This window comes from Nitrospirillum amazonense (assembly GCF_007828035.1).
GTDB classification, from domain to species: Bacteria; Pseudomonadota; Alphaproteobacteria; order Azospirillales; family Azospirillaceae; genus Nitrospirillum; species Nitrospirillum amazonense.
Genome location: NZ_VITV01000001.1, coordinates 865,040 through 884,388, shown reverse-complemented (window position 1 = coordinate 884,388; position 19,349 = coordinate 865,040). Strand labels below are relative to the sequence as shown.

General features: G+C 69.8%; 19 protein-coding genes. 7 read left to right on the top strand and 12 right to left on the bottom strand.

Annotated elements, in window-relative coordinates; all coding sequences use genetic code 11:
• Nucleotides 1–15: 15 nt before the first annotated feature.
• From FBZ87_RS03735 to parA, 3 genes are all read right to left on the bottom strand, one after another.
• A complete protein-coding gene (locus tag FBZ87_RS03735) occupies nucleotides 16–1,305 on the bottom strand; it encodes a phytanoyl-CoA dioxygenase family protein (RefSeq protein ID WP_246134218.1) in 1,290 nt (429 codons plus the stop codon).
• Between the two features lie 31 nt (nucleotides 1,306–1,336).
• Nucleotides 1,337–2,599, bottom strand: coding sequence for a phytanoyl-CoA dioxygenase family protein (locus FBZ87_RS03730; RefSeq protein ID WP_246134217.1), 1,263 nt, complete (start codon nucleotides 2,597–2,599; stop codon nucleotides 1,337–1,339).
• A 106-nt stretch (nucleotides 2,600–2,705) separates the two neighbouring features.
• Complete coding sequence (gene parA, locus FBZ87_RS03725; protein WP_145608977.1) at nucleotides 2,706–3,374, bottom strand: ParA family partition ATPase; 669 nt, start codon at nucleotides 3,372–3,374, stop codon at nucleotides 2,706–2,708.
• A 208-nt stretch (nucleotides 3,375–3,582) separates the two neighbouring features.
• On the opposite strand from parA, the gene FBZ87_RS03720 reads away from it, so the two are divergent.
• The 5 genes from FBZ87_RS03720 to FBZ87_RS03700 all read left to right on the top strand — a co-directional run bounded on the left by FBZ87_RS03720 (nucleotide 3,583) and on the right by FBZ87_RS03700 (nucleotide 8,176).
• The gene (locus FBZ87_RS03720) at nucleotides 3,583–4,545 is read left to right on the top strand and encodes an L-threonylcarbamoyladenylate synthase (protein WP_145609103.1); all 963 of its coding nucleotides are present in this window, start codon (nucleotides 3,583–3,585) and stop codon (nucleotides 4,543–4,545) included.
• A gap of 101 nt (nucleotides 4,546–4,646) precedes the next feature.
• The gene (locus FBZ87_RS03715) at nucleotides 4,647–5,186 is read left to right on the top strand and encodes a DinB family protein (protein WP_145608976.1); all 540 of its coding nucleotides are present in this window, start codon (nucleotides 4,647–4,649) and stop codon (nucleotides 5,184–5,186) included.
• Nucleotides 5,183–6,622: an FAD-binding oxidoreductase gene (locus FBZ87_RS03710; protein ID WP_145608975.1), complete on the top strand. Its 1,440-nt coding sequence runs from the start codon at nucleotides 5,183–5,185 to the stop codon at nucleotides 6,620–6,622. Before FBZ87_RS03715 ends, FBZ87_RS03710 begins: the two co-directional genes overlap by 4 nt.
• A 165-nt stretch (nucleotides 6,623–6,787) precedes the next feature.
• On the top strand, nucleotides 6,788–7,000 hold the full coding sequence (locus FBZ87_RS03705) for a hypothetical protein (RefSeq protein ID WP_145608974.1): 213 nt from the start codon (nucleotides 6,788–6,790) through the stop codon (nucleotides 6,998–7,000).
• A gap of 72 nt (nucleotides 7,001–7,072) precedes the next feature.
• Nucleotides 7,073–8,176 carry a sensor histidine kinase gene (locus tag FBZ87_RS03700; protein WP_145608973.1) on the top strand — a complete coding sequence of 368 codons (1,104 nt, stop codon included), beginning with the start codon at nucleotides 7,073–7,075 and terminating at the stop codon, nucleotides 8,174–8,176.
• Here the strand turns inward: FBZ87_RS03700 and FBZ87_RS03695 are convergent.
• Entirely contained in the window at nucleotides 8,173–9,090 is a 918-nt protein-coding gene (locus tag FBZ87_RS03695; RefSeq protein WP_246134216.1) for a transglycosylase SLT domain-containing protein, read from the bottom strand. The genes FBZ87_RS03700 and FBZ87_RS03695 overlap by 4 nt on opposite strands.
• A 315-nt stretch (nucleotides 9,091–9,405) precedes the next feature.
• Here FBZ87_RS03695 and FBZ87_RS03690 point away from each other — a divergent pair, with 315 nt between their 5' ends.
• Complete coding sequence (locus FBZ87_RS03690) at nucleotides 9,406–11,193, top strand: acyl-CoA dehydrogenase (protein ID WP_145608972.1); 1,788 nt, start codon at nucleotides 9,406–9,408, stop codon at nucleotides 11,191–11,193.
• A gap of 57 nt (nucleotides 11,194–11,250) precedes the next feature.
• Here the strand turns inward: FBZ87_RS03690 and FBZ87_RS03685 are convergent, their stop codons facing one another.
• The 4 genes from FBZ87_RS03685 to FBZ87_RS03670 form a co-directional block, all read right to left on the bottom strand.
• Nucleotides 11,251–12,363, bottom strand: a complete 1,113-nt coding sequence (locus FBZ87_RS03685; RefSeq protein WP_145608971.1) for an L-dopachrome tautomerase-related protein — start codon at nucleotides 12,361–12,363, stop codon at nucleotides 11,251–11,253.
• Nucleotides 12,364–12,484: 121 nt separating this feature from the next.
• Nucleotides 12,485–13,270, bottom strand: a complete 786-nt coding sequence (locus FBZ87_RS03680; RefSeq protein WP_145608970.1) for an ABC transporter ATP-binding protein — start codon at nucleotides 13,268–13,270, stop codon at nucleotides 12,485–12,487.
• A 1-nt stretch (nucleotide 13,271) separates the two neighbouring features.
• Complete coding sequence (locus FBZ87_RS03675) at nucleotides 13,272–14,111, bottom strand: ABC transporter permease (protein ID WP_425465722.1); 840 nt, start codon at nucleotides 14,109–14,111, stop codon at nucleotides 13,272–13,274.
• Nucleotides 14,112–14,121: 10 nt separating this feature from the next.
• Nucleotides 14,122–15,141 carry an ABC transporter substrate-binding protein gene (locus FBZ87_RS03670; RefSeq protein WP_145608969.1) on the bottom strand — a complete coding sequence of 340 codons (1,020 nt, stop codon included), beginning with the start codon at nucleotides 15,139–15,141 and terminating at the stop codon, nucleotides 14,122–14,124.
• A gap of 778 nt (nucleotides 15,142–15,919) precedes the next feature.
• Here FBZ87_RS03670 and FBZ87_RS03665 point away from each other — a divergent pair.
• Nucleotides 15,920–16,237 carry a hypothetical protein gene (locus FBZ87_RS03665; RefSeq protein ID WP_145608968.1) on the top strand — a complete coding sequence of 106 codons (318 nt, stop codon included), beginning with the start codon at nucleotides 15,920–15,922 and terminating at the stop codon, nucleotides 16,235–16,237.
• Here the strand turns inward: FBZ87_RS03665 and FBZ87_RS03660 are convergent.
• The 4 genes from FBZ87_RS03660 to FBZ87_RS03645 all read right to left on the bottom strand — a co-directional run bounded on the left by FBZ87_RS03660 (nucleotide 16,219) and on the right by FBZ87_RS03645 (nucleotide 19,286).
• Entirely contained in the window at nucleotides 16,219–16,422 is a 204-nt protein-coding gene (locus FBZ87_RS03660; protein ID WP_145608967.1) for a hypothetical protein, read from the bottom strand. The two genes, FBZ87_RS03665 and FBZ87_RS03660, sit on opposite strands and share 19 nt — an antisense overlap.
• Nucleotides 16,423–16,506: 84 nt before the next feature.
• A complete protein-coding gene (locus FBZ87_RS03655) occupies nucleotides 16,507–17,493 on the bottom strand; it encodes a threonine ammonia-lyase (protein ID WP_145608966.1) in 987 nt (328 codons plus the stop codon).
• 94 nt (nucleotides 17,494–17,587) lie between these two features.
• Entirely contained in the window at nucleotides 17,588–18,526 is a 939-nt protein-coding gene (locus FBZ87_RS03650) for an FtsX-like permease family protein (RefSeq protein WP_145608965.1), read from the bottom strand.
• Nucleotides 18,516–19,286 carry a threonine ammonia-lyase gene (locus FBZ87_RS03645; RefSeq protein WP_145608964.1) on the bottom strand — a complete coding sequence of 257 codons (771 nt, stop codon included), beginning with the start codon at nucleotides 19,284–19,286 and terminating at the stop codon, nucleotides 18,516–18,518. The genes FBZ87_RS03650 and FBZ87_RS03645 overlap by 11 nt, the downstream gene beginning before the upstream one ends.
• Nucleotides 19,287–19,349 lie beyond the last annotated feature (63 nt).

The window sequence follows — 19,349 nt, the reverse complement described above, 5'->3', positions numbered from 1 at the left end:
CCGGTCCGCCAGCACCTACTTCAGCGGATAGTCGAACACGGCATAGTGCCCGCCATGGTCGAACCGCCGGTTGGGCATGTCCGGGCGATGGTTGACGCCGGTGTAGTGGCCGATCAGCGACCGCCGCTCCACACCCGGGCGGTTCGGCGCCGAGCCGCGGTGCATCAGCCGGCCGTGCCAAATCAGCACGTCGCCCTTTTCCCCCAGGAAACGCCGCGTTTCCACCCCCTGGGCCGCGATCTCCGCCTCGATGGCGGGGGTGACGAAGCGTTCCGTCAAATGGGGCCAGGAGGCGCTGCCGGTGGTGCCGGTGACGCGGTCGCGCTCCGCCGCGGACATGAACTGCCGCACCTTCTCCCCCTGCAGCAAGGGCCAGCGATGGGAACCAGGCACGTATTCGAACGGCCCGGAGTCCGGGTCGATATGGTCCAGGGCGATCCATACCGCGGCGTACCAGCCATTGACGAAGGGCGGGCTGAGATATTCGTCCTGGTGCCAGTTGCGCTCGGTGGAGGCCCAGCCGGTGAGGTTAAGATGCAGCATCATCTCCTCCCCGATCAGACTGTTCATGATGGCCATCAGCGGCGGGTGCAGGCAGATGCGCCGCAACTCCTCCACCTGCATATAGGGGGTGGGGGTGATCCAGCCCAGCGCCCGATCCACCTGTTCGCGCCGCTTGATATAGGGATCCAGCAGGTCGTCGCCGAGGAAGCCCTTGAGCAGGACCACGCCCTCGCGCCGCCACTGCCGCTGTTCGGGGGTCAGGGTGGCCTCGTCCACCACCGGCTGGTCCAGGGGCGGCAGTCCTTGGGGATCGGGATGGTCGCTCAACATGGAAAAGCGGATGCCGCCGCTGCTGTCCGGCGGCGTGCCGTAGCAGAGGGCGCCCAGGGGCGGCCGGTCCCCCAGCGTGCGCGCCAGGGCCAGCAGCGCGGGCGCCAGTGCCTGGGCGTCCGGCGCCTCTTCCGCCTCGGCCACGAACAGCCAATAGACGGGACCGCAGCCTGCGGGGAAGGGTGGCACGGTGACTCGGTCACAGCGCAGATCGCCGTCGAACAGGCCATCCGGCGTGCGCGACACCAGCGGTCCCTGGCGCGCCAAGCCGGTGGCCTCATCGACCAGCAGGGCGTGCAGCTTACGCTCCGCCCGGCCGGCCCGGACGTCGCCTGCCACCTCGACGATTTCCAGGTTGGCCACCCGCGTCACCACCCGCTCCACGATCAGCAGCGGCGGAAGTGCGGCCGCCGGCGTGGCGACGGCGGCGGGTTCCGGCCGGCGGCCGAGGAGGCGGGACAGGAGGTTCATGGGGAAGGCCGGCTGATGGAGTGGGGAGAGGTCATATCAGGGGGGTGTGGAACACGGCGTACTGCCCGCTACCCTCGACCCGGCGGTCCGGCATGTCGGGACGGTGGTTCACGCCGGTGTAGTGGGCGATCAGCGACCGCCGCTCCAATCCCGGCTGCCGCGCGGGGGAACCGCGGTGCATCAGGCGGCCGTGCCAGACGAGCACATCGCCTTTTTCCGCCAGGAAGGCGCGCTTTTCGACACCGCGCCGGGCGATTTCCGCCTCCACGATGGGCGCGACATAGGCCTGGGTGACGCTGGGCCAGGCGTCATAGCCGCTGTCGGTCACGGCGGCCAGGCGCCGTTCCTCATCCGTCATGAACTGGCGCACGCGCGCGCCGCGCAGCAGGGGCCAGCGGTGGGAACCGGGAATGTATTCGAAAGGTCCGGCGTCGGGGTGGATGCGGTCCAACGCGATCCACACGGCCGCGTACCAGCTGTTCACGAAGGGCGGACTGAGATACTCGTCCTGATGCCAGTCACGCTCGGTGGACACCCAGCCGGTGAGATTGAGGTGCAGCAGCATCTCCTCCCCCACCAGGCTGTTCAGCACCCGCATCAGGGGCGGGTGCAGGCAAATGCGCCGCAACTCCTCCACATGCATGTAGGGCGTGGGGGAGCGCCAGCCCCCCGGCCGGCCCACCTGCTCGCGCCGGGCGATATAGGGATCCAGCAGATCGTCGGACAGGAAGCCCTTGAGGATGGCCACCCCCTCTTCCCGCCATTGCCGCTGTTCCGGCGACAGCGTGCTTCCGTCCACCACCGGCTGGTCCAGGGGCGGCAGGGTGGCGGCCGGCGGCTCGTCGCTGATCATGGCGAAGCTGAGCTGGGCGCGGTCCAGGCGGGGGCCTTCGCAGCCCACCGCCAGCAGCGGCCGCTGGCCCAAGCCGGCCGCCAAGGCGCGCAGCGCCGGCACCAGGGGGGCAGGATCGGCCTCGCCCAACGTTTCGACCACGAACAGCCAGAAGGCGGGGCCCGTCCCGTCCGGGAATTCCGGGAAGGCGATGCGATCGACGCCAGGAGCGGACTGGGTGATCTGCCCCACCCGGACCTGGGCCCCCGCCTCGTCCATGACGATGGCCTGCAGCGCCCGCCCGGTGCGGATGGCGCGCAGGTCACCGGGCACGGTGATGGCGTTCAGCCGATGGATGAAGGCATGGAACGGTTCGGCGATGACCACGTCCGGCAGAACAGGCGCCACCACCTCCACGGTTGCGGGCGAACGGCGCGAAAGCAGGCGCGACAAGATTTGCATGGCAACCCCAACCCAACGCCGCCCAAGCCCCCCAGGCGGCTGGTCGGGTATACACCGCCGCGCGCGTCCCGTGCAATGAAGGCACCCGCGCGGATAGGGCCCGGCCTCAGGCGCTGGCGCTGCGATTTCCGGCCGTGAGGGTGCCGCCCAGCCGGGCCAGGATTTCGCCGGCCAGGGCGGCGATTTCCTCCGACCCCTTGGCGCGGCGGTCGGTTTCCTGCAGCGACAGGCCGTCCATCATGGCGCCGGCGAAGCCGACGCGGTTGCCGATGGCGGCCTCGGCCATGGGCACGCCCAGGCCCGCCACCGCCTCCGTCAGCCGGTCCGCCAGCTTGGCGCGGGGCGGCACGCGATTCAGCGCCACCAGCACCGCCCGCTTTTCCGCCTTGGCCATCTCCAGCGTGGGGCGGGTGGCCCACAGGTCCATGGGGCTGGGCTGCACCGGCACCACCACCAGGTCGGCCACGCGCACGGCGATGCGCGCCTCCGTCTCGGCATGCGGGGGGCTGTCGATCACCACCACGTCATGTTCCCGCGCCAGGCGTTCCACCTCTTTCTGGGTGCGCCAGCCGTTGATCTGCATATGGGTCAGACCGGGGTCGTCCAGGGCCTGGGCGCGCAGGCCGAACCAGGCGGTCAGGCTACCCTGGGGGTCGATATCCACCACCGCCACACGCAGCCCGGCCAGCGACCAGGCCACGGCCAGCTGGATGGCCAGCGTGGTCTTGCCCGCCCCGCCCTTCTGCTGCGCGATGGTGACGACGTGCCCCGCCATGATGGCTCCCCCTTCAGGAATGACCGTGGCCGGCAGTGTGGACCCGGCGACGGTGGCGGGCAAGTGTGCAGTGCACAATGGGTGATGCCCCAAAAGGGGAGGCCGGCCCTGCGGCCAGTGCCCTTGGACCGGGCGGACGGGTGGGCTAGATAAGGTGACCCCTTTTGCCAGGTGCCGCCCCGTGACCGAGTCCCATACAGCCCCCGACATGTCCCCGCCCACCAAAGAGGCGCTGGAGCGCGCGTCGCAGGCGCTGGCCGCGGGCAAGCTGGTGGCCTTCCCGACGGAGACGGTCTATGGCCTGGGCGGCGACGCCGGCAACGACCAGGCGGTGGCCGACATCTTCGCCGCCAAGGGCCGCCCCAGCTTCAACCCCCTGATCGTCCACCTGCCGGACGTGGAGGCGGTGGAGCGCTACGCCGTGATGGATGAGCGGGCGCACCAGATGGCCGACCTGTATTGGCCCGGCCCGCTGACCCTGGTCCTGCCCCGGCGGGCGGATGCCGCCCTGTCGCTGCTGGTCAGCGCGGGGCTGGACACGGTGGCGGTGCGGGTGCCGCGCCATCCCACCGCCCGCGCCCTGCTGCAAGCCAGCGGCCGACCCATCGCCGCCCCCAGCGCCAACCGGTCCGGCCACGTCAGCCCCACCGCGCCCGTTCATGTGCGCGAGGAATTCCCCGATGGCGGCGGCGGCCGCCTGGCCCTGATCCTGGCCGACGGCCGCTGCCCGGTGGGGTTGGAGTCCACCGTGCTGGACCTGTCGGGCGCGCACCCGGTGCTGCTGCGCCCCGGTTCCATCACGCCGGAGGAAATCGAGGCCGTGCTGGGCCCCATTAAGCGCGCAGCGACCCCGGGCACGGGCATAAAAGCGCCCGGCATGCTGGAAAGCCACTACGCCCCGGGCCTGCCGGTGCGGCTGAACGCGCTGAACGCCGCCAAGGATGAAGCGCTGCTGGGCTTCGGCCCCGACCGCTTCGTCCTGGGCGGGGCGGAGCGGCTGAACCTGTCGCCCTCCGGCGATTTGAACGAGGCCGCCGCCAACCTGTTCGCCATGCTGCGCAAGCTGGACAAGCCCGGTCTCAGCGGCATCGCCGTCATGGCCATCCCCGAGGTGGGCCTGGGCCTGGCCATCAATGACCGCCTGCGCCGGGCGGCGGCGCCCCGGCCCTGAAACGGAACCGGTTAACGAACCACACCGTTAGCACTTGATCACAGCGGGCGGGAGCGGACACTCTGGCGCCAAACGCCCCTGGCTTCCCCGAGGTCCCGCCCATGGCCGATCCCCGGCACATCGTCCTGCTGGCCCAGTACAACGCCTGGATGAACGCCAAGGTGCTGGAGGCGGCGGCGCGCCTGCCGGCCGAGGCCCTGACCGCCGACCGGGGGGCCTTCTTCCGCTCCATCCTGGGCACGCTGAACCATCTGATGGTGGCCGACCTGCTGTGGCTGCGCCGTTTCCGCACCCACCCCGCCGGTTATACCACCCTGGACCCGGTGATGGCCCTGCCGCCACCCACCCGCCTGGATGAGGCGCTGTATGCCGACCTGGCCAGCCTGGCGGCAGATCGCCAGGTGATGGACACGGCCATCGGCCAGTGGGCGGCCTGCATCCGCCCCTGCGACCTGAACCACGTGCTGGCCTACACCAGCAGCACCGGCACAGCCTGCGCCCGCCGCTTCGGCGACCTGATCGTACATTTCTTCAACCACCAGACCCATCACCGCGGCCAGGTCACCACCCTGCTGACCCAGGCCGGCCAGGACGTGGGCATCACCGACCTGGTGGCCCTGATTCCGGATGAAGCCCCATGAGCGTCCGCCTTTCCGAATCCGCCCTGGCCTGCCTGAAATCCCTGTCCGACTTGCTGGGGCCCGGCGGCTACATCACCGATACGGACGCGCAGGCCCCCTACCTGACGGAGGCACGCGGCAACGCCGTCAGCACGCCGCTGGCCCTGCTGCGCCCCTCCAGCACGCAAGAAGTGGCGGCCGTGGTGCGCCTGACGGCGGAGGCGGGCATCGCCCTGGTGCCCCAGGGCGGCAACACCGGCCTGGTGGGGGGTGCCCTGGCGGCCGAGGGCAGCCTGCTGCTGAACCTGGGGCGCCTGAACCGCGTTCGCGAGGTCGATCCCCTGGACCACACCATGACGGTGGAGGCGGGCGTGATCCTGGCCACGGTGCAGCAGGCCGCCAACGACGTGGACCTGATGTTCCCCCTGAGCCTGGGCGCCGAGGGCAGTTGCACCATTGGCGGCAACCTGTCGACCAATGCCGGCGGCATCCTGACCCTGCGCTACGGCAACGCCCGCGCCCAGGTGCTGGGGCTGGAGGTGGTGCTGCCCGACGGGCGGGTGTGGAACGGCCTGCGCCGCCTGCGCAAGGACAACACCGGCTATGACCTGAAGCACCTGTTCCTGGGTGCGGAGGGCACGCTGGGCATCATCACCGCCGCCACCCTGTCGCTGGTGCCCCGGCCGCGCCAGATGGAAACGGCGCTAGTGGCGGTACCCGACGTGACCGCCGCCCTGCGCCTGCTGAAACGCCTGCGCCAAGCCAGCGGCGATGCCGTCTCGGCCTTCGAGATCATGCCGCGCTTTGCCATCGACGGCGCCGCCCGCTACCTGGGTGAACAGAACGACCCGCTGTCGGAGCCGTCCCCCTGGTACATCCTGACGGAACTGACGGCCGGCACTCCCGGCGACGCCCTGCGCGACACGGTGGAGGCGGCCCTGGCCGAGGCCATCGACGCGGGTGAGGCCACCGACGCCACCCTGGCCGCCAGCGGCGACCAGCGGCAGAAGCTGTGGCGCCTGCGCGAGGGCCTGCCGGAGATCGGGCGCAAGGTGGGTGGCGCCCTGCACCATGACGTCGCCGTGCCGGTCAGCCGCGTTCCCCAGTTCATCGAGCGGGCCGACCGGGCGGTGGCGGCCTTGTGCCCCGGCGCCCGGCCCTACCCCTTCGGCCACCTGGGGGACGGCAACATCCACTACAATATTGCCCGGCCGGACAGCGACGATCCGGCCGACCGCGACGCCTTCCTGGCCCTGGGCGAGCGGATCATGCGGGCGGTGCACGACGTGGTGCTGGAGCTGGACGGGTCGATCAGCGCCGAGCACGGCATCGGCAACAAGAAACGCAACGAACTGGCACGCGCGCGGTCACCCCTGGAAATCGATCTTATGGCAAGCTTGAAACGCCTGCTGGATCCGCGCGACCTCATGAACCCAGGGAAAATCTTACCCCAATAGGCAGGATTTTTCGGGGAAACGGGGCCCAGGCATAGGCCAGTACTGACCTTTGGCGTCAATTGACGGCGACTCGGGGGCCATGAGACCCTTGGTTGTAGAGATAAAGGAGCCCGTGGTGTTGCCGCGCGTCAGTCGCCGGCCCACCCCAAGAGAGGGAGAGAGCCTATGCCTGGCAAGACCTCGACCCCCATTGGCCCTCACCCCTCCCCGATGCCCCTTTACCTTAGGCTGCTGCGGGGTGGCGCCCTGGTGGGCCAGACCCCGTTGGCCGATGACAGCGATGCCGCCGTGTCCGTCCCGCCGCAGATGGCGGGTGGCGCGTGCGGCGGCCAGATGATGGCCGGCCGGTCGGAAGATCCGGCCCTGGTCCATTTCTAACGGCTGTACCCCCAACGATCCTAGCCACCCGCAGTAGTGCGTTCGGCCGAGGCGGCTGTATGATCGGCCGCCATGAAGCCGTTCATCACCACCTTCCTGTCCCTGCGACGGCGATCAGCGCCTGTGCGCTATGCCGGGGCCGCCCTGCTGGTGTGCCTGGCGTTCGGCGTGCGTCTCGCGCTGGACGACGTGCTGGACGGCTATCCCGTCGTGCATTTCTTCCCGGCCCTGGTACTGGGCACGCTGTGGTTCGGGGTCGGCCCCGGCCTGGTGGCCGTGGTCCTGAGCACGACGCTGGCCCTGCCCTTCTTCGCACCGGCCGACGACGGCATGCCTTGGCCGCACCAGCTGGCCACCCTGCCCGACCGGCTGGCGGCCCTGCCGCCCAAGGGCTGGGCGGGCCCCGCCCTGTTCGTCGTGACCAGCCTGGTGGTGGTTTCCATCATCGCAGCATTGCACGACGCCCTGGACACCCTGGCGGCGGGGGAACAGCAGCAGGCCATGCTGTTGCGTGAAATCTATCACCGCATCCGCAATGACCTGCAGTCCGTGTCCAGCCTGTTGATGGTGGCGGAAAGCCGGGCGGGTGCCAAGGAGGCGGGGGAACTGGCCAAGGCGGGGGAACGGGTGCGGGTGCTGGGCCTGGTCTATTCCAGCCTGCAGCGGCTGCAGCGCGAGCCCTTCGTGCCGGCCCGCGCCTTCCTGGGCCAACTGGTGGAAAACCTGGCCGCCGCCCATGTCGCCGGCCGTCCCATCACCTTCACCGTCGAGGTGGAGGACCTGAAGCTGCCGCAGCGGGCCGCCGTGACCCTGGGTTTGGCGGCCAATGAGCTGCTGACCAACGCGCTGAAATACGCCTTCCCCGCCGGGCGGCCCGGCACCGTGGCCGTGCGCCTGGGCACGGAGGGACAGCGATGGGTGCTGCGGGTGGAGGATGACGGCGTCGGCCTGCCGCCGCCCGCCCCCAACGGCGAAAGCCCGGCAACAACGGCCGGGCCGGCAGAAGATTCCGGCACTGAAGGCATCCATCATCTCCGCCCGGCCCCCACCGGCCTGGGCCACCTGCTGCTGGAACAGCTGGCGCGACAGTGTGGCGGCCAGCTGGGGCAGGTCAGCGACGGCGGCGTGAAGGCCTGGCTGGCCGTGCCGGCGACGCCGGAGGCCGCCGCCCTTTAGGCGCTGGCCATGTAGGCGGCGGCCATGTTGGGCGCGCGGTTGGCGGTCATGCGCTGTTCCTGCTGGCTGTAGCCGTCTTTGTTGTCCTGGTCCTCATCCTCGGTGGGCGCGGCCAGGGCGTTCAGCATCATGATGGTGTAGGTGGACAGCGGCATCTTGGACGAGCTGGCGCCCCGCACCATGTCCCACGGCTGGGACGTGCTGTCGGCCGTCTGCACGGTGCCCAGCGTGGTGGACCCGGCATATTTGTCCGCGCTGGCACCGCCCGTGCCGTCGAACTTCTTGGCGAAGCGGTCGTAGACCTGGCCCAGGGACAGGGCCTTGCCGTTGGCGTCGTAGAAGACGGCGTCGTTGGCGTCGGCCGCGTCCGGCACCACGGCGTCGGCCGCCTGGTTGGGGTTTTTCTTCAGCGCGTTCAGGAACTTGGAGGCGCCGCCGGCGCCCAGGAAATGGGCCAGGTACAGCTCGGTCCCGCCGATGGTGCCACCCACCTGCTGCTGCAGGGTGGTCTTGTTGTCCTGGGCCAGTTGGGCCGCCATCATGGCGGAGGTGTCGGCATCCTTGCGCAGGTCGAGAATCTTTTGCCGGGTGGCGGGATCGGCGACGTAGGCGCTGCCGTCGCCGCGGGTCTTGATGGCGCTGGCGTACTGCCCCAGGCCGACCTCCGCGCCGTGCTGCTGCACCATGTTCAGCCACGTGGAGTCGGTGAACTGGTAGAGGCCGGTAGCGCTGCTGGTGCTGGCCTTGGCATTGGTGTTGTAGCCGCTTTCCACCGACGCCTGCTTCAGCAGATAGGAAAAATCTACCCCGGCCCTGGTGCTGGCCTGCTGCACCGCCGCCACGATCTTGGCGGGGGCGGAAGACGTCAAACCCTGTGCTGCAGTCAACTGCGTGGTGGACAGTGCGCTGTTCACGACCGGACCTCACTTACCTGGAAAACGACCGGCCGATGGGGGCCGATCCGATGCTGGCCTACAGGGAAAGCAAAGAGCGTGCCAGTCCGTCGCGGCGGCGGGATCCGGGCCGGACTTTCGGCGACGCTTGCCCGTCCGCCGCCGTCCCGGCAGGATGGGCCCCGCGTCGACGGGACGTGGCCCTTCCGCTCAATGATCGGGCCCGCCCGCCCAATAACATTGAGCACCCCCGCCGGCCGTGCGGGTCCCGCCCCAGTCCTGAAGCGACGGGCACCGGGCCCCACCGGCGGGTCCCCCGGGAGGACCCGAGAGACCATGACCTATCAAGCGCCCCTGAAGGAAATCCGCTTCGTCCTGAATTCCGTCGTCGGCCTGGATAAAGTTGCCGCCTACCCCGCCTTCGAGGCCGCCACCCCCGACCTGGTGGACGCCGTGCTGGAGGAAGGCGCCAAGCTGGCCGACAACGTGCTGGCGCCCCTGAACGTGGTGGGCGACCGCCAGGGCGCGAGGCTGACGGACACGGGCGTACGCACCCCCGACGGCTTCAAGGACGCCTACCGCCAGTTTGTCGAGGGTGGCTGGAACAGCGTGCCCTTCGACCCCGACCATGGCGGCCAGGGCCTGCCCTGGACCCTGTTCATCGCGCTGCTGGAAACCTGGACCAGCGCCAACATGTCCTTCGCGCTCGGGCCGCTGCTGACCCAGGGGGCGGTGGAACTGCTGACCGCCCACGGGTCGGATGAGCAGAAGACGCTGTACCTGGAAAAGCTGATTTCCGGCGAATGGGCCGGCACCATGAACCTGACGGAGCCGCAGGCGGGTTCCGATGTGGGCGCTGTGCGCACCCGCGCCGTGCGCCAGGACGACGGCACCTATCGCATCAGCGGGCAGAAGATCTTCATCACCTATGGCGACCATGACTGGACGGACAACATCGTCCACCTGGTGCTGGCCCGCACGCCGGACGCGCCCTCTGGCACCAAGGGCATCTCGCTGTTCATCGTGCCGAAGTTCCTGCTGAACGCCGACGGCACCCCGGGTGAGCGCAACGACGCCTATTGCGTCAGCCTGGAGCACAAGCTGGGCATCCACGCCAGCCCCACCGCCGTCATGAGCTATGGCGACAAGGGTGCCTGCGTGGGCTACCTGGTGGGCGAGGAGAATCGCGGCATCGAGTACATGTTCACCATGATGAACAACGCTCGCCTGGGCGTGGGGCTGCAGGGCGTCTCCATCGGTGACCGCGCCTACCAGCAGGCGCTGGCCTACGCCAAGACCCGGGTGCAGAGCCGCGACGTGGCGGGCGGGCCGCAGCCGGTGACCATCATCCACCACCCCGACGTGCGGCGCATGCTGCTGACCATGCGGTCCAAGGTGGAGGCCGCGCGCGCCATCGTCTATTTCACCGCCGCCTCCCTGGACGGCCGCCATCATCATCCGGACGCGGAGGCCGCCAAACAGGCCGGCCTGCTGAACGACCTGATGACCCCGGTGGCCAAGGCCTGGAGCACCGACATCGGCGTCGAGGTGGCCAGCCTGGGCGTGCAGGTGCACGGCGGCATGGGCTTCATCGAGGAGACGGGGGCCGCCCAGTATTACCGCGACGCCCGTATCGCCCCGATTTACGAGGGCACCAACGGCATCCAGGCCAACGATCTGGTGTTCCGCAAGCTGGGCCGCGACGGCGGAGCCACCGCCCGCGCCCTGTTCGCCCTGATGGCGGAAACGGCCGACGCGGCCGCCGCCCAGCCGGGCGACGACCTGGCCGCCATCGCCCAGGGCCTGAAGCGGGGCATCGCGGCGCTGGAGGGCGCGACGTCCTTCCTGGTGGACAATGTAAAAGCCGACGCCCGCGCGGCGGCGGCCGGGGCCGTGCCCTACCTGACCCTGTTCGGCAACGTCACCGGCGCCTTCCTGCTGGCCCGCGGTGCCGTCGCCGCCAACCAGGCGCTGGCCCAGGGCCAGGACGTGGCCTTCCACGAGGGCAAGCTGGTCACCGCCCGCTTCTTCGTGGAACAGGTGGTGGGCCCGTCGCTGGGCCTGGCCGAGCTGATTCGCACCGGCCACCGCACCCTGATGGCCCTGTCGGAAGACCAGTTCTGAGCTGAACCGAACTGTTGTTATGGGAAGGCCGGGGTCATCGCCCCGGCCTGTTCACGCTCAACGGGTCCGGACCGTGAAGATGGTCATGGGGGCCCGCACCTGGCTCTTGCCGTGGTGGAACAGGGCCACGCGGTCCATCTGCGCCGCCGGCAGCCAGAGGGTACCATCCGCCGCCAGATAGGGCGCGTCCACCCAGTGCAGGCGCGCGTCATGGGCCACGCTGGTCACGCTGCCGTCGGGGGCGCGGCGGCGTACGGCGTTGGCCGCCAGGTCGGTGTAGTACAGGCTGCCGTCCGGCCCCATGGCGGTGCCGCCCACCGGCGGCAGGTCGATCCAGGGTCGCACAGCGTCGGCCAGGGTGGCGGCGGGGACGGCGGGATCATCCAGCAGGCGTGTGGGCACCCGCGACCAGGGCCCTTCCAGGGGCGCGTAGTACAGCCATTCGCCGTCGGGGCTGACCTCCAGCGGATCGGAATGCACGGCCAGGGGCCGGCCGTCCGGCGCCAGCACCGTTTCCCCATCCACGACTATCGGCCGGTCGGCGGGCGCCACGGTGGACGGGTGACGGTCCAGCACCCGGCGGGCGACACCGGTGGCCAGGTCCAGGACGATCAGGCCGGGCTGCCCGGCATCGGTCAGATAGGCGTGCGATCCGTGAAAACGGATGTCGTCGACATAGCTGCCGGGGCGGGCGACGTCGGCCCCCAAGGGGATGACACGATCGACGCGCCCCCTGTTGAGGTCGATGCGCACCAGCTTGGCGCCACCCGGCAGCGGATCGCCGCCGAAGTCGGGGGCGCCGGTATCCACCACCCACAGGCCGCCGGCGTCATCACGGTGGATGGCGTTGATGTTCACGAAGGCGTGGGCCGGATCGGCCCCGGGCACCCAGGCGTTCCAAGCGGCGTCGGGGAAGGGCCTGGGCGCGCCGCCGCCCTCCACCATCACCAAGGGCGGCAACTTGGTCCCGGTCCAGCGCGGTCCGGCCAGGAAGACACGGGCGCCCTCCACCGCCACCGCGTTCCACACGGCATCAGGGTTTTGCACGGCGACGGTCAGCGGGGGCGCCGGCGGGGCGGCGACGGCGGGCTGCCCCAGGATCAGCTGCGCCGCCACGGCGGCGATGATGCGCAGCGAGGGATGCCGGCGGGGGAAGGCGGGAATGGGCATGGCGTCAGATCCGTGACAAGGGACGAGCGGATGCCCAACCCTCACCTATTCAGCCATGCGGGGAAATTCCCCAAGTTCGTAGACAAACTATTCATCCATGAATGGCAACGCCCCGCCCCTGTCAAATCCCCCCGCCGTCCATCAGGTCGGACAGGCGGTCGCGGATGCGGGTGGCCAGGGCGCGGGCGGCGTTGTCGTCGCGGGCGCGGGGCCGGGCGGTGACTATCCTGTCCTCCGACCGCACGGTGGCGGGCGATCCGGCCAGCAGGATGACGCGGTCGGCCAGGTAGACGGCCTCATCAATGTCGTGGGTGACGAACAGGATGGTCTTGGACGTGCGCCGCCACAGGTCCAGCAGTTCGTCCTGCAGGGACTGGCGGGTGATGGCGTCCAGGGCGCCGAAGGGTTCGTCCATCATCAGCAGGTCGGGATCGACCGCCAGCGCTCGGGCGATGGCCACGCGCTGGCGCTGCCCGCCCGACAGCTGGTGCGGCCAGCGGCCGGCCTTGTCCGCCAAGCCCACCAGGGCCAGCGCCTCCTCCGCCCGGCGGCGGCGTTCGGCGCGGGGCAAGCCCAGCCCCTCCAGCCCGAAGGCGACGTTGGCGCGCACGCTGCGCCAGGGCAGCAGGCGGGCGTCCTGGAACACCAGGCCGTAGGGCCGGCGGCCGTTCGACGCGCCATTGCGCGCATGGATCACGGTGCCGCTGTTGGGCGGGACCAGGCCGGCCACCACGCGCAGCAGGGTGGACTTGCCCACCCCCGACGCGCCGACGATGGCGATGAACTCGCCCGGCGCCACCGACAGGTTGAAGTCGCGCAGCACCACGGTGCGTCCGTCAGACGACGCGGGGTTCGGAAAGGCCAGGCTGAGATCGCGGATCTCGATCATGGGGGCAGTCTGCGTCATCTTAAACCTTCCACCGCATCATGCGGTCGCGCACCGCGACGAAGCCCATGTCGACCAGGCCGTAGAACAAGGCCATGGTGGCCATGTAGACGATGACGATGTCGGTCGCCAGCAAGGAGCTGGCCTGCATCATGCGCTGGCCCAGGCCCGGCACGCCGAACAGCTCGGCCGCCACCACCGACATCCAGGCCTGGCCCAGGCCGGTGCGCAGGCCCGCCAGGATGGCGCCGGACGCGGCCGGCAGCACGATCTTGACCAGTTTGGCCGGGGTGGAACGGTGGCCGAAGGCGTCGGCCAGTTCCAGAAGGTCACGGTCCACGGCCTGCACCGCGCCCAGGGCGGCGAAGTAATTGATCCAGAAAACGCCCAACACGATGATGAAGATGGCGGCCGTGGGCGTGACACCGAACCAGATGATGGCGAAGGGCACCCAGGCCAGGCCCGGAATGGGGCGCAGCAGGCGCACCACCCAGCTGGTGAAATCCTCAAGCCGCCGGGACATGCCGGTCAGCACGCCGGCGGCGATGCCGCCGACCGAGCCGATGACCAGGCCCCAGAGATAATGCCCCAGGCTTTGCAGGATGGCGGCCGTCCAGGCCCCGCTGCGCACCTCCGCCACGAAGGCCTGGGGGATGGCGCTGGGCGGCGGCAGCAGGACGGGTCGCACCAGCCCCAGCCGCGGCACAGCTTCCCATACCGCCAGGAAGGCGATGACACCCAGCAGCGCCCACAGGCCGCGATACCGCCGGGACGGCTTGGCCAGGAAAGCGGACGGCGGTATGCGCTTGCCCGGGGCCGGCAGGGCGGCCCCGGACTGATCCGGCGGTGTCGGGAAGGTCAAACGACGACGCTCACTTATGGAGTTTTTCGTAATAGCTGGCGTCGAACAGCGTATCCAGCGGCTCCGCCTTCTTCAAGACGCCGGTCTTCACCTGGAAGTCCTGCAGGGTCTTGGTCTTTTCCACGATACGGCGGGGATCGACCACGAATTGCGAGGCGGGAGAGGTCAGGGCGCGCTGCATGGTCTTCACGTCCACGATGCCGCGACCCAGCACCTTTTCCACGTCCGCCGCCGCGCGCGCCGGATCCTGGGCGATCAGGGTGACGGCCTTGTCCACCAGTTCCACCAGCTTCTGCACCAGTTCCGGATGGTCCTTGGCCAGGGCGCCGGTAACGCCCAGCACGGTGCCCGGCTGGTCCTTGATCATGTCCTTGCCATAGGCCAGCACCTTCACCGTGGGCAGGCGGTCCTGGATGATGGTCAGGGCCGGCTCACGCACCGTGGCGGCATCCACCGCCCCCGCCAGCAGCGCCTGCTGGGTGGCGTCGATGCCCATGGGCACAATCTGCACCTTGGCCGCATCGACGTGCTCATCCTCCTGCAGCCAGTACTTCAGCACCGTGTCGGGGATGGAGCCCACGGGCTGGGTCGCGATCTTGACCGGGCGGCCCAGCTTGGCGGCGAGGCGGGCGATGGCTTCGGCCTTGCTGCCGCCCTTGGCCGCCTCGGCCGACAGTTCCGGCCCGCCGGCCACCACTAGCTCCTCCACCGCGGTGGAGGCCACGACCTTGACCGTGATGCCCTGCGATCCCGCCACCATCAGGGGGCCGATGCCGCCCATGTAGGCCTCCAGCGTGCCCGAGGCCAAGCCCAGGATCATATTGGGGCCGCTGTCGAACTGCGTCAGCTTCAGCTCGAAGCCCGCCTGCTTGTCCCAGCCTTCCTGGCTGATGATGTAGGCCGGTGCCGCACCCAGCACCGGAATGTAGCCGATGTGGACCACCGGGTCGGCGGCCTGGGAGGCGGGGGCCGCCAGCAGCGCGCCGATCAGCGGCAGGGCCGTCAGCAGGGACGAGTACGCACGACGCATGGGGCAATTCCCTTCAAGGATGGGCAGGCGAATGACGGGGATTAAGCCGGCCGGCATAGGATCAACGAGCCGGGGCAACTGTCAATGCCCGTGCCCGCGTGCGTGATCTACCGTAAATTCAACACAGCAATATGTTGAATTGCCGCATGCCCGAATGGGGTAAGGGCTGCGTGACGACCGTCACCGACAGCGGCCGGCCCCATCGGCATTCTCCGCCACGCCATCGCGGGGGGAGAGATCCCAGGAAATCTGCCGATAGTGACGCCATCCTCAATTCAACATTAAAGATTCGTCATTATTATCTTTATTGACAGCATGAACTGCGGATGACAGCCTTGGCGCCAAGGAAGGGGCGCTCCCAGCCCTCCTTCCCGGCCAGTGCCGGGCCCTTCGCCGTTCAGGAACAACCGCCCGTTCGTTCCCTTTTCCGGTGTTGGGCCCGGCCAACCGGCCCGCGGCCATTTGACGGAGCAGCTTGCGCCGCGTCACCAACCGCTAAAGCGCCACGAAGCCCCTTCGTGGTTCCTCCGGAACGTGAAGGACCAGCCATGACCCGCACTTTCCCGACCCGACGCCCATTCCACCGCCAGGCTTCCGCCCTGGCCGGACGCTGTCCCCACATGCGCATGGGCTGCCGCTGTTGACGATCCGCCGGGCGCGCGCATGCACGCCCCGCCCTTGTCCAGCCGCAGCGCTCCTCCCCCACAGGGTCCGAGCCACAAAACCATCGTGTTGTTTTCACACCCCCGTCATGGCCGGGGTGTAGAGGGAGCTCATCATGAGCCAGCGAATTCAAAATCAAGACATCGCCCGGGCGCCCGCGCCCGCCGCGGTCATCATCGAAACCGCCCGCCATACGGCGGGGCTGGCCGTCCAGGACGGCAGGGACGTCCAGTTCTTCGCCTCGCACAGCCTGTTTCAGGCCCTGGACGGGCAGCGTTTCCGCAGCGTGCGGGCGCTGGAGCGGGCCGTGAGCAGCCTGGAGGCGGCCATCGCCGACCAGCGCCGCACCCGCGACAGCCGCGGCCAGATCTGGCGCAGCTGGGAAGGCCCCCAGTTGGACGGCAACGGGGCGGGTCAGCCGGAAGCGGCCTGATCCTTAGCGGCCCTGTCCTCGAAGTACGTGTCCCCGAACTCGGCGATCATCGCCTGGGCCTCGTCCACCAGGGCGCGGACCAGGCGGCGGTCGGGATGGGTGCATAGCGTCTCGTTCATCGCCTTGCCCAGCAGGGCTTGAGCCTGGGCCAGCAGCTTCACCGCCAACCGGTCTTCGAGTTCCATGCCGCTCATCCCTTTCCCGTAACCCCTTTCCCATGACCAGGTGCGCAGACGCGCCGGGGTCATTTCCCTTACCGCAAGCTTGCCTCAGGCGGCCTCAGCCAAGATCTCGGCATAAAAGGCCGGGTCGACATTGCCGCCGGACAGTACCACGGCGATGGTGCGGCCGGCCGTTTCCACCTTGCCGGCCAGCAGCGCCGCCAGAGCGGCGGCCCCGCCGGGCTCCACCACCAGTTTTAGGTTCGCGGCCGCGAAGCGCATGGCGGCGCGCACCTCCGCCTCCGTTACCACCAGGCCGGGCCCCAGCAGCGCCTGGGCCAAGGGGAAGGTGATGGTGCCCGGGATGGGCGCCAGCAGGGCGTCACAGGAGGATTTACCGCCCGGCGTGTTGGCCAGCCGCTGCCCGGCGGCCAGCGACCGCGCCATGTCGTCGAAGCCCTCGGGCTCCGCCGTGTGCACGCTGGCCTGGGGACAAGTCTGCTTCAGGCCCAGGGCGGTGCCGGTGGCCAGGCCCCCGCCGCTGCAGTTCACCAGGCAGGCGTCGACCGTCAGGCCCAGGGCCGCCGCCTGGCGCCCGATCTCCAGCCCGACGGTGCCCTGGCCGGCGATGATGTGGGCGTCGTCGTAGGAAGGCACCAGCACCGCGCCGGTGCGGGCGCACAGGTCGCGCCCGATGACCTCACGATCCTCGGTGTAACGGTCATAGAAGACGATTTCCGCGCCCAGGGCGCGCGTGCCGGCCACCTTGATGGCCGGGGCGTCGGCCGGCATGACGATGGTGGCCTTGGTGCCCACCAGGCGGGCGGCCTCCGCCACGCCCTGGGCATGGTTGCCGGACGACCAGGCGACCACGCCCCGCGCCCGTTCCTCAGCCGTCAGGCGGCCCAGGCGGTTGTAGGCGCCGCGGAACTTGAAGGAACCGGTGCGCTGCAGCACCTCGGGCTTCAGCAGCACGCGGGCCCCCACCGCCGCGTCCAGCGCCGCGTTGGTGACCAGCGGTGTGGCCACCGCCTTGCCCGCCAGAAGCTGCGCCGCCGCCTCGACATCCGCGCCCGTCACCGCCATCGCCGCCATGATGCGTTTCCCCTCGTTGAAACCGAGGCGTCAGGCTGGACCGCCGCCCTGTGGAAGGCAAGCCGCCGACGGGCATGGCGCCTATTCGGTCATCTTATTCGTACCGCAGCGCCGTGACCGGCTTCGCCGCCGCCACCCGGGCGGCATGGCCCGCCACCGTGGCCCAGGCGACCAGCAGGGCGGCCAGGCTGGCCAAAGCGAAAACCAGCGGATTGAGGTCGATGCGATAGACATAGCCGCCCAGCCACCAGCCCATCAGCATCCACGCCACGGGCCAGGCGATCAGGTTGGCCACCAGCACCGGCTTGCTGAATTGCCAGACCAGCAGTCGCACGACATCGGTCACGGTGGCGCCCAGCACCTTGCGGATGCCGATCTCCTTGGTCCGCCGCTCCGCCGTGAAGGCCGTCAGGCCGAACAGGCCCAGACAGGCGATCAGGATGGCGAGGCCGCAGAACAGGGCCAGAAGATCCCCCTGCCGCGCCTCGTCCGCATAGACTTGGCGGATATGATCATCCAGGAATTCACGTGTCAGCGGCAGGTCGGGGAACAGCCGGCGCCACGTGTCGTCGATGGCGGCCAGGGTGGCGGCGTCAGCGTTGGGCGCAAGACGTGCCAGCATAATGGACCGGTCGTCATGCATGGCCAGGTAAATCGTGGGCTCGAAGCCGGAGCGGGCGCTGTCGAACTGCACGTCGTCCACCACGCCGATGATGGTCAGCGCGGTGCCGCCGCCATACATCACCGTGTGTCCCACGGCCTGTTCCGCCGTGGCCAGGCCCAGGCGCCGCACCGCCGTGGTCGACAGTATGGCGGGAATGGTGACGCCGCCACCACCCGCCCGCAGGGCGGCATGGCTGGTGATGTCGCCAGGACGCGCCGGATCGAACAGGCGTCCCGCCCGCAAGGGCACGCCCAGGGCCTGCAGATAGTCTGCGTCCACCGGCTCGGTGCGGATCAGCAGGTCGGGCAATCCCTCCGGCGCATCCGGCAGGCGGTAATTGTTGGTCCATTCGCTGCGGTCACTGGGCACATTGGCGGCCGCACCGACAGGTGCCCGGGATGGGCGCCAGCAGGGCGTCACAGGAGGATTTACCGCCCGGCGTGTTGGCCAGCCGCTGCCCGGCGGCCAGCGACCGCGCCATGTCGTCGAAGCCCTCGGGCTCCGCCGTGTGCACGCTGGCCTGGGGACAAGTCTGCTTCAGGCCCAGGGCGGTGCCGGTGGCCAGGCCCCCGCCGCTGCAGTTCACCAGGCAGGCGTCGACCGTCAGGCCCAGGGCCGCCGCCTGGCGCCCGATCTCCAGCCCGACGGTGCCCTGGCCGGCGATGATGTGGGCGTCGTCGTAGGAAGGCACCAGCACCGCGCCGGTGCGGGCGCACAGGTCGCGCCCGATGACCTCACGATCCTCGGTGTAACGGTCATAGAAGACGATTTCCGCGCCCAGGGCGCGCGTGCCGGCCACCTTGATGGCCGGGGCGTCGGCCGGCATGACGATGGTGGCCTTGGTGCCCACCAGGCGGGCGGCCTCCGCCACGCCCTGGGCATGGTTGCCGGACGACCAGGCGACCACGCCCCGCGCCCGTTCCTCAGCCGTCAGGCGGCCCAGGCGGTTGTAGGCGCCGCGGAACTTGAAGGAACCGGTGCGCTGCAGCACCTCGGGCTTCAGCAGCACGCGGGCCCCCACCGCCGCGTCCAGCGCCGCGTTGGTGACCAGCGGTGTGGCCACCGCCTTGCCCGCCAGAAGCTGCGCCGCCGCCTCGACATCCGCGCCCGTCACCGCCATCGCCGCCATGATGCGTTTCCCCTCGTTGAAACCGAGGCGTCAGGCTGGACCGCCGCCCTGTGGAAGGCAAGC

Bases quoted from the DNA above. Each gene is read 5' to 3' on its own strand.
- FBZ87_RS03665 (WP_145608968.1), top strand. From the start codon at position 15,920: ATGAGCCAGCGAATTCAAAATCAAGACATCGCCCGGGCGCCCGCGCCC.
- FBZ87_RS03730 (WP_246134217.1), bottom strand. From the start codon at position 2,599: ATGCAAATCTTGTCGCGCCTGCTTTCGCGCCGTTCGCCCGCAACCGTG.
- FBZ87_RS03700 (WP_145608973.1), top strand. From the start codon at position 7,073: ATGAAGCCGTTCATCACCACCTTCCTGTCCCTGCGACGGCGATCAGCG.
- FBZ87_RS03735 (WP_246134218.1), bottom strand. From the start codon at position 1,305: ATGAACCTCCTGTCCCGCCTCCTCGGCCGCCGGCCGGAACCCGCCGCC.
- FBZ87_RS03705 (WP_145608974.1), top strand. From the start codon at position 6,788: ATGCCTGGCAAGACCTCGACCCCCATTGGCCCTCACCCCTCCCCGATG.
- FBZ87_RS03710 (WP_145608975.1), top strand. From the start codon at position 5,183: ATGAGCGTCCGCCTTTCCGAATCCGCCCTGGCCTGCCTGAAATCCCTG.
- FBZ87_RS03660 (WP_145608967.1), bottom strand. From the start codon at position 16,422: ATGGAACTCGAAGACCGGTTGGCGGTGAAGCTGCTGGCCCAGGCTCAA.
- FBZ87_RS03680 (WP_145608970.1), bottom strand. From the start codon at position 13,270: ATGACGCAGACTGCCCCCATGATCGAGATCCGCGATCTCAGCCTGGCC.
- parA (WP_145608977.1), bottom strand. From the start codon at position 3,374: ATGGCGGGGCACGTCGTCACCATCGCGCAGCAGAAGGGCGGGGCGGGC.
- FBZ87_RS03655 (WP_145608966.1), bottom strand. From the start codon at position 17,493: ATGGCGGCGATGGCGGTGACGGGCGCGGATGTCGAGGCGGCGGCGCAG.
- FBZ87_RS03690 (WP_145608972.1), top strand. From the start codon at position 9,406: ATGACCTATCAAGCGCCCCTGAAGGAAATCCGCTTCGTCCTGAATTCC.
- FBZ87_RS03670 (WP_145608969.1), bottom strand. From the start codon at position 15,141: ATGCGTCGTGCGTACTCGTCCCTGCTGACGGCCCTGCCGCTGATCGGC.
- FBZ87_RS03645 (WP_145608964.1), bottom strand. From the start codon at position 19,286: ATGGCGGCGATGGCGGTGACGGGCGCGGATGTCGAGGCGGCGGCGCAG.
- FBZ87_RS03715 (WP_145608976.1), top strand. From the start codon at position 4,647: ATGGCCGATCCCCGGCACATCGTCCTGCTGGCCCAGTACAACGCCTGG.
- FBZ87_RS03720 (WP_145609103.1), top strand. From the start codon at position 3,583: ATGTCCCCGCCCACCAAAGAGGCGCTGGAGCGCGCGTCGCAGGCGCTG.
- FBZ87_RS03685 (WP_145608971.1), bottom strand. From the start codon at position 12,363: ATGCCCATTCCCGCCTTCCCCCGCCGGCATCCCTCGCTGCGCATCATC.